The organism is Actinomadura roseirufa (assembly GCF_900659635.1).
GTDB classification, from domain to species: Bacteria; Actinomycetota; Actinomycetes; order Streptosporangiales; family Streptosporangiaceae; genus Spirillospora; species Spirillospora roseirufa.
Map to the genome: position 1 here is coordinate 1 of NZ_CAACVB010000248.1, position 10,714 is coordinate 10,714.

At 73.3% G+C, this 10,714-nt stretch carries 9 protein-coding genes and 1 pseudogene; 2 read left to right on the forward strand and 8 right to left on the reverse strand.

Annotated features, from left to right (window positions below; all coding sequences use genetic code 11):
- Nucleotides 1–118: 118 nt before the first annotated feature.
- Nucleotides 119–799, forward strand: a pseudogene (locus E1291_RS33490) (lysylphosphatidylglycerol synthase domain-containing protein); the annotation flags it as partial.
- On the opposite strand, the gene E1291_RS33495 reads toward E1291_RS33490, so the two are convergent.
- Both E1291_RS33495 and E1291_RS33500 read right to left on the reverse strand, forming a co-directional pair.
- A complete protein-coding gene (locus E1291_RS33495; RefSeq protein ID WP_131742087.1) occupies nt 794–1,552 on the reverse strand; it encodes a creatininase family protein in 759 nt (252 codons plus the stop codon). The pseudogene E1291_RS33490 and the gene E1291_RS33495 sit on opposite strands and share 6 nt — an antisense overlap.
- A 17-nt stretch (nt 1,553–1,569) precedes the next feature.
- A complete protein-coding gene (locus tag E1291_RS33500) occupies nt 1,570–2,463 on the reverse strand; it encodes a phosphatase PAP2 family protein (RefSeq protein WP_131742088.1) in 894 nt (297 codons plus the stop codon).
- Nucleotides 2,464–2,937: 474 nt separating this feature from the next.
- Between E1291_RS33500 and E1291_RS33505 the strand changes: the two genes are divergently transcribed.
- Nucleotides 2,938–4,323 (forward strand): N,N-dimethylformamidase beta subunit family domain-containing protein, encoded by a 1,386-nt coding sequence (locus E1291_RS33505; protein ID WP_207401076.1) that lies wholly within the window; start codon nt 2,938–2,940, stop codon nt 4,321–4,323.
- A 36-nt stretch (nt 4,324–4,359) separates the two neighbouring features.
- On the opposite strand, the gene E1291_RS33510 is transcribed toward E1291_RS33505, so the two are convergent.
- The 6 genes from E1291_RS33510 to E1291_RS42515 all read right to left on the reverse strand — a co-directional run.
- Nucleotides 4,360–5,325 (reverse strand): J domain-containing protein, encoded by a 966-nt coding sequence (locus tag E1291_RS33510; protein ID WP_131742089.1) that lies wholly within the window; start codon nt 5,323–5,325, stop codon nt 4,360–4,362.
- Nucleotides 5,286–6,023 (reverse strand): hypothetical protein, encoded by a 738-nt coding sequence (locus E1291_RS33515; protein ID WP_131742090.1) that lies wholly within the window; start codon nt 6,021–6,023, stop codon nt 5,286–5,288. Before E1291_RS33515 ends, E1291_RS33510 begins: the two co-directional genes overlap by 40 nt.
- Nucleotides 6,024–6,398: 375 nt before the next feature.
- Nucleotides 6,399–6,971, reverse strand: coding sequence for a hypothetical protein (locus tag E1291_RS33520; protein ID WP_131742091.1), 573 nt, complete (start codon nt 6,969–6,971; stop codon nt 6,399–6,401).
- A gap of 160 nt (nt 6,972–7,131) precedes the next feature.
- Nucleotides 7,132–8,190 (reverse strand): J domain-containing protein, encoded by a 1,059-nt coding sequence (locus E1291_RS33525; protein ID WP_131742092.1) that lies wholly within the window; start codon nt 8,188–8,190, stop codon nt 7,132–7,134.
- A gap of 225 nt (nt 8,191–8,415) precedes the next feature.
- Nucleotides 8,416–8,967 (reverse strand): hypothetical protein, encoded by a 552-nt coding sequence (locus E1291_RS33530; protein WP_131742093.1) that lies wholly within the window; start codon nt 8,965–8,967, stop codon nt 8,416–8,418.
- The coding region (locus tag E1291_RS42515) for a hypothetical protein (protein WP_165495411.1) at nt 8,967–10,714 on the reverse strand (1,748 nt) is incomplete at its 5' end. The genes E1291_RS33530 and E1291_RS42515, both read right to left, overlap by 1 nt.

Here is a 10,714-nt window from a genome sequence, read left to right on the forward strand (position 1 = left end):
ACGCTCCGGCGGCGTGCCGCGCTCCCGGCGGCTCCGCGCGCTCCCGCCCTTGCCGCGCCCGCTCGCCGGCGCCGGCGTCCTCGCCGCGCTCCTGTGGTGGCACGGCAGCGCCGCGTTCGTGACCGCGCTCCACGCGATCACCGTCCCGGCCGTCGCCGCCGCCCTCGCCACGGGCCTGCTCAGCACCGTTCTCAGCGCCGCCCGCTGGCGGATCGTCGCCCGCCGCCTCGGCCTCCGGCTGCGCCTCGGCACCGCCGTCGCCGACTACTACCGCGCCCAGTTCCTGAACAGCGTCCTGCCCGCGGGCGTCCTCGGCGACGTCCACCGCGCGGTCGGCCACGGCCACCGCTCCGGCGACGTCGCCCGCGGCGTCCGCGCCGTCGTCCTCGAACGGCTCGCGGGCCAGGCCGTCCTGGTGACCGCCGTGCTCGCGGTGCTGCTCGCCCGTCCCGCCCTGCTGTGGGCCCTGGCGCCGATGCTGATCCCCGCCGTGATCGTGCTGGGCCTCGCGGCGGCCGTGGTGGGCCTCGCCGCCGGCCGCCGCCGCGTCCCGGACGTCCGCCTCGTCCGCACGGCGTGGCCGTCCGTCGCGGCCCTGTCCGCCGGCGCGCTCGCCGGGCACCTCGCCCTGTTCGCCGTCGCCACCCGGCTCGCGGGCGCCACCGCCCCGTTCACCACCCTCGCCCCGCTGCTGCTGCTCGCCCTGCTCGCGATGACCCTGCCCGCGAACATCGGCGGCTGGGGCCCGCGCGAGGCCGTCCTGTCACCGGCGTTCGGCGCTGCCGGGCTCGGCTCAGCGCAGGGCCTGACCGTCTCCGTCGTCTACGGGGTCCTGGCCTTCGTCGCGACCCTGCCCGGCGCCCTCACCCTGCTGTACCGCCGCGAGGCAGCCCCCGAACGACCGGGCGAGGCTCGCCAGGACGTCCCGGCCCTTGCCGGCCGACGCCAGTGACGGCCGCCCGACGACCCCCGACCCGGTATAGGGCGCCAGCCCCACGGTGAGGAGGCGCCGCCGGTCACCGGCCCGGTGGTCGGCCCCCGCGTAACCGTCCCGCACCGCCTCCGGATGGGCGTGCAGCAGGATCGAGGTCTCCAGCTCCCCGGCGTGCATGTCGTCCCCGGCCGCCGTCTCCACGCCCGCCGCGTCCCGCGCCTCGTCCCACTCCTCGGCGCTCGGGAACAGCGCCATGTCCCCGCCGGACTCCTGCACGACGTTCCCCAGCACGTAGTTGCCGCCGTGCCCGTTCACCACGACCAGCTTCGGGACGCCCGACCGGCGCAGCGACCCCGCCACGTCCCGCACCACGGCCGAAAGCGTCGCCGCCGAGACGCTCACCGTCCCCGGCCAGGCCGCGTGCTCGTGCGAGCAGGAGATCGTCACCGGCGGCAGCAGCCGCACCGGATGCGCCGCGGCGATCTCCCGCGCGACCGCGCAGGCGATCAGCGTGTCCGTCGCCAGCGGCAGGAACGGCCCGTGCTGCTCGTGGCTGCCGACCGGCAGCACCGCCACCGGCACGTCCCGCTCCTCGACACTGGTGTGCAGGGGAAGCATGCCGTCCACGATGCCACTCACCGCGCCCCGACCAGCACCCGAGGCTCCTCCTCGGCCCCGGCCTGGGTCACCGTCCCGGCCTGGGGCACGGCCGGGGCCATCGCCATGGCGATGGCCGCCGGAACCGGCGAGGGCCTCGGCGCCGGCGGGACCGCGACGGCCGCCGCCGTGTCCCGCGGGCCCGCCGCGGACGGCCGCCGCAGCCGCCCCGCCACCGCCACCGCGGCCATCGCGCCGGCCAGCAGCGCCGCGGCGACCAGACCGTCCGTCCAGTAGTGGTTGGCGGTGACCACCACCACGAACACCGTGACCGGCGCGTGCAGCGCCACCACCCACCGCCACGGGCTCCGCGACACCCGCACCACCGCGATCGCCACGAGCAGCGCCCACCCGATGTGCAGCGACGGCATCGCCGCGTACTGGTTGGCGACCCCGTCCGCCGCCGCCGGATACGCCGACGGCCCCACCGTCGTCATCGTGTCCACGGCCCCGACCCCCGCGAGCCGTGGTGGCGCCAGCGGGAACAGCATGTGCACGGCCAGCCCCGCCGCCGTCAGCACCACCAGCTCGTTCCGCACCCGCGCGTAGGACGGCCGGTGCCGCACGTACAACCAGATCAGCAGCAGCGCCGTCCCCGGGAAGTGCACCGACACGTAGTACAGGTTCGCGAGGAACGCCGTGTGGTCCCACCCGAGCGCCCAGTGCTGCAGGCTCACCTCGCTCGGCAGCCACCCCCGCTCGAACCCCCACAGCCACCGCGCATTCGCCATGGCCTCCCCGGGCCCGCTCTCGACGACCGTCCGCCCCCACTTGTAGACGGCGAACAGGGCCAGCAGCAGCGTCACCTCGGTCGCCAGGGGCCGCACCGAGCGCCAGGCCCGCCCGCGCATCCCCACCACTTCGCTCACCATCGCCCGTCCTCCGCACCGGTCGCCGTCGTCAAGGACAACACTGACCTCTGACAACTCCGGAGGCACTGGGCCAAACCTCCCGACCACAGGGGGAGAACGACCCTTTCCAAAGGTGGAGCTAACCCCACCCCCCGACCACAGAACAGCCCCAACCTGGGACAACTCCGGCGGATGAAGCCGGAGCACCGGGGTAGGAGCGCGGTCGTCATCCGGCCAAAGCGGGTGACCGGGGGCTTGACCGCGGTTGTAGTGATTTCGTGGGATAGGACGGCTCTGGGGCGGGATAATCCCGGGTGGGGACCCCGGGCGCCGAACGGGGACGCGTCCGATCGGGGGATGGTCATGGGTGGTGTTCGCCGTGCGGCGAAAGGGTCGTGGGCGCTGCCGGTGATCGCGTGTGTGCTCGTCCTGGCGGGGGCGTGCACGTCCGCCACCGGGAAACCGGGGCGGCCGCCGGCCGTGAGGGCCGCGCCCGTGTCGGCCGAGAACGGCCGTCCGGGCACGGCGGACTGGCGGATCCGCAAGGAGGGCGCCGAGCACGAGATCGAGGGGTACGCCGACCACGTGAGCGTGCTGCCCGGCGAGGCGTTCCGGCTGTTCGTCTCGACCACTACGGCCGGGTTCACGGCCGAGGCGTTCCGCATGGGCTGGTACGGGGGCGAGCAGGCGCGCAGGGTGTGGCGATCCGAGCGCGCCCCGGGAGCCCGGCAGGCCGCCGCGGTGATCGACCGGAAGACCCGGTCGGTCTCCGCGCCCTGGAAGCCCTCGCTGACGGTCCACACGCCGGGATGGCCCGCGGGGGCGTACCTCATCAGGCTGACCGCCGCGTCGGGCGCGCAGCGGTACGTCCCGCTGACCGTCCGCTCGGAGAACGCGGCGGGGGCGGTCGTGGTGATGAACGAGACCACCACCTGGCAGGCGTACAACATGTGGGGCGGATACGACCTGTACAAGGGGCCTTCGGGTGGGGAGACGGACCGCGCCACCGCCGTGAGCTTCGACCGGCCGTACGACGGCAACGGCGCCGGGAAGTTCATGACCTACGAGCAGCCCGCGATCGCTCTCGCCGAGAAACTGGGCGTGCCGCTGGCCTACACGACCAACAACGACCTGCACGCCCGGCCCGGCCTGCTGGACGGCGCGCGCGGCCTGCTCACCCTCGGGCACGACGAGTACTGGTCGACCGTGATGCGCAAGGGCGTGACGCGGGCCCGCGACCGGGGCCTCAACATCGCCTTCCTCGGTGCCAACGCGGTGAACCGCCACATCCGCTTCGGTCCCACCCCGCTGGGCGCGAACCGCCTGGTGACCTGCTACAAGGACGCCGCGACCGACCCGGTCTCCCGGACGGATCCGGCCGAGTCCACCCAGGACTGGCGGCTGCCTCCCCAGCCGCGGCCGGAGAGCGAGCTCATCGGCATCCAGTACTCCTGTTTTCCCGCCGAGGGGGCCTTCACCGTGGGACGGCCCGACTTCTGGATGTTCCGGGGCACCGGCGTGCGCAAGGGGACGAGCTTCCCCGGCGTCATCGGACCCGAGGCCGACTCGGTCAACGCCGCGGGCCCCACGCCGCGCCCCATCGAGATCGTCGCGCGCTCCCAGATCGTCTGCGGGAACCGCGGGGCCATCGCGCACGCCTCGTACTACACGACCAAGAGCGGCGCCGGTGTCTTCGCCACCGGGACCATGCGCTGGGTCTGCGCCATGCGCGGCCGCGCCTGCGGCCACGGCGTCACCGACGCCGCCCGCCCCTTCGTCACCAAGAGCACCGAAACCCTCGTCCGCGCCATGGCCGCCGGTCCCATGGGCCGCGCCCACCCGGCCCAGGACAACCTCGACCTCTTCCAGTCCGTCGATTAGTTGGCCGGCGACCCGCTTGCCTAGAGCGGAGGCTGATTATTTGTGGTCGAGGGTTCCTCTTGCGCTTTTGTCTTGTTGGCCGGGCATGTAATAGACGAGGTCGAGGCGGCCGTCTCTGCGGTGGGTGAGGTGGAGATCGCCCACGTTGCATGTGTCGCGATCATTGGAGAAGACGGTGCGGACGGTCAGGTTCTTTTCGGTGTCGAGGACGGTCGGGACGGCCTTGCCCTTGCATCTTCCGTCCATATAGCTGACCTCGCCGATATGCCAGCCTGTCCGGAGCGACAGTTTCACATCCCATGAGGGCTGATTCGTCTCGACGTCCCTGACCGTGCCCTGCCAGGTTCCGGCGAAGCCGGGCGGGACCGGTGCCTCCGGGTCGGGCACCGAAGTGCGGTCTTCGACGGCGAGGATCGCGGCGGTGCCGAGGAACACGAGGCAGAGCAGGCCGAGAGGGATCCCGCAGGCGATGGCCAGCCGAGTCCGGCGGCTGAGGCGGGAGCGGCGCCGGTGGGCCCACGGTGGCGGGACGTGCGGCGGCGGCATGTGGGGCGGCGGCGGACGGCGCGGTGGCGGGACGGCGTGGGGGACGGCCCGTCCCCGGGGCGCCGTCTCCCAGGGGTCGGACGGCTCCCCGGGTGGCTGCGGGTCCCCTGCCGGAGAACCGGCGTCGGCGGCGTCCCAGGGGTCGTCGATGATCTCTTCGGGTTCCTCGTCCGGGCCGTTGAGGAAGGCGTCGTAGGCCGCGCGGCGGTGGAGGAGGACGTCCCGGGCGATGTTGATGAGGCGGAGGGTCTCCTCGGCCTCCGCCTTGGCCCCCGGGTCGGTGACGTGGTCGGGGTGGTGGGTGCGCGCGAGGGACCGCCAGGCGCTCTGGACGTCGCCGGCCGTCGCGTCCGGGGAGAGGCCGAGGAGGGCGTAGGCCTCCTTCCCGGCGAGCTCGCCGAACGCCTCCGGCACGGTCAGCGGCCGATTCTGCGCGCCACCGACGCCCGGTAGCACGTCAGGTCCCAGTGGGCGGTCGCGTCGGTGTGGCCGGCCGGGACGAGCTTGGTCCCGGTCGCGAACGTGACGTCCTTCGCTCCGGCGAGGTAGAACACGAACACGTTGAGACGGTGGTCGTGGCCCTCGTAGTACCAGTGGTTGCGCAGGATCTGCTGCCCGGCGAGGAAGGGGGTCTGGAGGAGCTCCTGGGCCCGGGGCGGCAGGTTGCCGAGAATGCCGAGGGCGTTCGGGGACAGGCCGAGGCCGGGTGCCGACGCCGCGCCGGGCGCGCCGGTGGCGGACGGGCGCGACGCGTGCGGCGGCGGACGGTGGTCGACGCGCATGTGGCGGAGCGAGCCCGGGGCGAACTGGAACGAGGAGATCGCGTAGACGGGCCGGTGCTCGGTGTTGACGCGGGGCTCGGCGATGGACAGTCCCGCCTCCCCGAAGGTCACGGCGTAGCAGCGTCCGTCGCCGCTGGAGACGTCGGTGCGGGCGAACCACTCGATGGCGGGGCCGGACAGTTCCGCGAGCCGTTCCCTGGTCCGGGCGCCGATGGACTCCCAGCTTTCCTGGCGGAGCCTGCTCTCGCCGAGTGTCATTTCGCCGGCCCGGTGCAGGGGCGCGGACGCGGGTGCGTGCTTGGCCATTTCACCGGAACGCCGCGGCTCGGGCGAGCCCGGGCGTCCCGGCACCAGCGGAAATGACGAGCCCATGGACGTGCCCCTTCTGACTGTTCGGCGACCACCGATCGATCACCTTAGCCGGTGAGCGGCCGGTTCGCCGATGCTCCGGCGGAGGGCGCCGATCGCAGGGGGAGCAGTGGTGCGGCCGTTGCGCGAGTGACGGGTCAGGTCACCTCGCCTTTGGCGCTTTCGGTTTCGCCGCGGCCGGCCGCCCTCTGCCCGAAGGCACGATCGCGCTCCGCTGCGCGAACCAATTTCTCCGCAGAAAGGAGAGCACTCCATGCGGACGCGCGGCCGAATGACGGTCACATGCCCCCGGAAGAGCAAGCCGAAGGCCCCGCTTCCGGGGGAGCGGGGCCTTCGATCGAGTGCGGGTCGGCGGCGAGGTGGGCCGTCAGGATCGGGTCAGCCCCAGAGGCCCCACTGCCACTTCTTGTTGTCGCCCTTGAAACCGGGGGAGCAGCGGACGAAGTTGCCCTTGTTGCCGCCTTCGAGGTAGCAGCCCTCGGTGTTCGCGATGGTGTTGTAGGAGCGGACCTCCCACAAGAGGGCCCAGTTGAACGTGTAGCCGTGGTTGGGGTAAACGCTGCAGTCCTCCACCCGCACGTCCCACGTGCGCTTGTTCGCCGACACGCACCCGACCTCGGGAAAGTACATCTTGGAGGACCATTGGCCGAGGTATTGGCGGCCGTCGCGGCGGTTGCACTTGGCGAGTTTGAGGTCGCCTCGAACGGCCACGAGGCACTTGCCGGTGCCCTTGTTCTTCATCATCTTGGACCCGGCGGTGCGGGTCGGCTTCCGCGCCGCCGATTCCTTGGCGGCCGTCGATGCCTTGGCCGCCGCCGGGGCCACATTCGCGACCTTGCCGGCGGCGCCGGAGGACTCGTGCGAGAGGGCCGACGCCAGGCCGGCGCCGCCCACGGCGGTGGCGCACGTCGCGATGGCGATGACCTGTACGGCCTTGCGGGGTTTACGCATTGAATTCGCCCTTTCCGGTTTCCGAGCGCACGGTCTTTTTGGTGGCTCACTGGTCAACAAAACTACTGACGGAAAATGGCGATAATCAGAGCCTTAGGGCCTCACCAGGGGGTGGGCCCTAGGGCCCTAGGCGGCAATTCGCCCGATGTGTCCGTGCGTGTCACTCCCGGTCGAGGGTTCCTTGCGCCCGTACCTGATCTTTGTCGGACGCGTAGTAGCGGGCCTCGAGACGGCCGTCCTTGCGGCGAGTGAGGTGGATGTCGCCGACGTCGCAGCCCGACCGGTCCTCGGGGAAGGCGGTCCGGATGATCAGAGGTTCGCCGGTGCCGGCGCTGAGTGGGACGGCCTTGCCCCGGCAACCGCCGTTCAGGTAGCTGACGTCACCGTTGTGCAGGCCCTTGCGAAGTGTCAGCCTCACGCCCCATGAGGAGCCCCCGGACCCGAGGTACTTGATCGTGCCCGTCCAGGTTCCGGTGTAACCGGGCGGCACCGCCACCATGGGGTCTGGCGGCTTGTCCTTGTTGATGAGGCCGATGACCAGAGCCGCGACCACGAACACGCCCCCGAGTGCGGCGAAGGAGATCGCGCAGCCGATGCCGGCCCGTGCACCGAAGGAGAGGGTTGACCGCGGGCGATACGGCGGCGGAGGCGGGACGGGATAGGGCCGCGGTGGAACGGGATAAGGCCGCCGAACGTACGCCGGTGGCGGATAGGGCGGCGGATGGGGGATCGGCCGGCGCGGCGGCGGGATGAAATGAGGGGCGGTCCGTCCCGGAGTCGCGGTGTCCCAGGGATCGGCCGGTTCGGCGGCGGGCGGTGGGCGCGTCGTGGTCGAACCGGGGACGGCGCTGTCCCAAGGGTCGTCGAGGTCCTCCTCGTTCCCCTCGTCCCAGGGGTCTTCGGGGGCCTCCTCATCCCAGGGGTCGTTGAGGATCTCCTCGTCCCAGGGGTCGTCGAGAACCTCCTCGGTCTCCGAGGGGACGGCGCGGGAGGCGTCGTAGGCGGCGCGGCGGGTGAGGAGGACGTCTCGGGCGATGTTGAGCAGGCGGAGGTGCTGCTCGGCCTCGGCCTTGGCGGCGGCGTCGGTGATCTGGTCCGGGTGATGCCTCTTCGCCAGGCTCCGCCAGGTCTTCTGGATGGTGTCCGCCGACGCGTCCGGCGGAACGCCGAGAAGGTCGTAGGCGTCGTGCCCGTGGAGTTCGCCGAACGTTTCCGGCACGGTCAGCGGCCCCGCCGTCCCGGCGGACCACTCGCCTCGCCCGGGAACGGCGGAAATGATGCGGCCATCAGTTCGTCCCCCTGCGGGCTCGGGATTTCACCTCCGGGTCACTTTAGTGAACGGCCGCCGGTCATGGGACGGCGGCGGTGCGGAAGACGAGGGCCGGACGCGGCGTGCGGAGGCCGGGGCGGCCCGCGCCTGGCCGCCCCGGCTGCTATCGGTCGCTCACCACGTCTCGCACGTGCCGTTGGTGCCCTCCCACACGGCGGTGATGATGCCCTTCTCCTTCTTCGTCCAGAAGGTGGTGTGGACCACCTTGAACCACTTCTTCGCCCCGCTCCGGTTGACCTTCCGGCAGACGATGACATTGTCGCCGCCCTGCTTGACGGCGGTCGGATAGTTCAGCGTCCGCTCCAGGTGGGTTTCGAAATTGCTGCTCGTCCACCGGGCGGAGAAGTGCTTGTAACCCCATCCCTTCTTGCCCGCCACTCCGCAGCGCAGCGCCACCGGATATCCGTACTTGGTGCTCACGTGGCCGTACTTGGCGAGAATGTGCGAGCGGCCCTTGCCCTTGCAGTTGGGCACCGAAGCCAGAGCGGACGGTGCCGGGGGCTGGGCCCGCACGGTGCCGGCCCCCACGGTGCCGGTCTTGGAGGCGCTGACCGTCGCCGCCTTCGCGGTGGACGGGCCGAACGCGCCGTCCGCCAAGGCCGCGCCGGAGGATGCGAGCGCGGTGGCCGCGAGGACGCCTCCGGCCAGTCTCGTGGCGATGTGCATCACTGGTTCACCTTTCCTGAGTGGAGTGCCGTCCGCCGGAAGGCGTCCGGGAGGGTGCCGAGGGGAAGCGCGGCGAGGAGGGCGAGGGTCGCCGCGGCGGTCAGGCCGTCGGACAGGACCGGCCACGGCGGTGCCCCTCCGCCGCCGAGCCGGACGTTGAGCTGGCCGGCGAGCCACCACACCGCGACGGCGGCGGTGAGCGCGGCGGCCAGCAGCGGCGGGCCGAGCGTCCACGTGGGCGGTGCGGGACGGCCCGCCGGGTCGGGCCGCAGCAGTTCCGCCGCCGCGCCGAGCAGGCCCGCGAGCAGCACGAAGACCAGGCCGGGCGCCGCGATGACCCGGATCCAGGCGCCGAGGCCGTCGCCGCCGGACGTGGTCTGCCGCCAGCCGCCGCCGAGGGCCTCGACGTGCGCGCCGGGCGGCAGGGCCGCGTAGGCCGCCTGCTTGACGACCCATTCCGGGACGGCGTCGCGGACGCCGGTGACCACGACCAGCGAATCGGGGGCGGGGCCGCGGGACGCCTCGTCCTGGACGAGCATGCCGCCGTCCGCCCCGCCGGCCCAGTACAGGAGTTCCTGCATGCGGGGATCGACGACCTGTCCGGGCGCGACGGCGACGGGAACGGGCGCGCAGGTGAGCCCGAGGTCCAGCAGCACCGGGCAGCTTCCGCGCAGCACCGGGTCCCCGGACCGTCCCGCCGTGCTCAGGGCGAGCAGCCGCGGGCCGGGCGGCAGGCGCCGGGCGAACGCCGCGATCCGGTCGCCGGTCAGCGGCCCCGCGTCCACCACCTGGACGGACGTGCCGATCCGGTCGAAGGTCCACCGCGCCCGCGCGGTGTCGTCGCCCGGATGGCCGGCCCACCCGCCGAGCAGCGCCGCCGGGCCGAGGCCGAGCAGCGCGGCGGCGGCGAGCCGGGTCATGATCGCGGGACGGGCCGCGAGCCGGTCGCCCGCCGCCGCCCCGCCCCACCGGCCGCCCAGCCGTGTGATCAGTCGGCCCAGCGGTCCGGCGAGGCCGCCCGCCGCCGCGGACAGGCCGGCCGTGACCCCGGCCACGCCCGTCCAGAACAGGAGGGCGGGGACCAGGTCGCCGTCCCGGCCGGTCTCCGCCGTGCCGAGCACGACCAGCGCCGATACTCCGGCCAGCCAGGCGCCCCGGCGCGGAGCCGGTCTGACGGCGGGGAGGCGGATCCGCCTCAGCGCCATCGCGCCGGCGACCAGCGGCGGCACCGCCACCGCGATGAGCGGCAGTGCCCACGCCACGTCCCGCAGGGAGGCGGCGGGCAGGACGTATCCCGTCCCCGGGATCGGGAGGTCGGTGACGGTCGCGGCGACGGCGGGGACGAGGCCGATCGCCGTGCCGATCCCCGCGATCCCCGCGGCCGCGCGCGGGCGCGTCCCGCCGGGAAGACGGACCGCCACCAGAAGCAGCAGGGCGGCGGGGAGGCCGATCAGCGCCGCGACCGCCGTCAGCGGCTCAGAGACCGGTTCGACCGCGAGGGACTCGCCGAACCGGGGCGCCTCGGTGTCGCCGAACCCGGTGACCGGCTGCCAGTCCGCGCGGGCGCCCGTCTCGTCCACGGGACGGACGTAGGCGAGGCGCTCGGAGGGGGAGGCCAGCCCGGACGCCGCGATGAGGCCGGCGAAGCGCCCGTAGCGGGTGCTGATCCGCTCGTCCCGGCCCGCGCGGGCCAGCGCCCGCGACAGCACGGCCTCGCCGGGTCGCGGCCAGCGCGCCAGCCCCGGCG

Bases quoted from the DNA above. Each gene is read 5' to 3' on its own strand.
- E1291_RS33530 (WP_131742093.1), bottom strand. From the start codon at position 8,967: ATGCACATCGCCACGAGACTGGCCGGAGGCGTCCTCGCGGCCACCGCG.
- E1291_RS33500 (WP_131742088.1), bottom strand. From the start codon at position 2,463: ATGGTGAGCGAAGTGGTGGGGATGCGCGGGCGGGCCTGGCGCTCGGTG.
- E1291_RS33515 (WP_131742090.1), bottom strand. From the start codon at position 6,023: ATGGGCTCGTCATTTCCGCTGGTGCCGGGACGCCCGGGCTCGCCCGAG.
- E1291_RS33520 (WP_131742091.1), bottom strand. From the start codon at position 6,971: ATGCGTAAACCCCGCAAGGCCGTACAGGTCATCGCCATCGCGACGTGC.
- E1291_RS33495 (WP_131742087.1), bottom strand. From the start codon at position 1,552: ATGCTTCCCCTGCACACCAGTGTCGAGGAGCGGGACGTGCCGGTGGCG.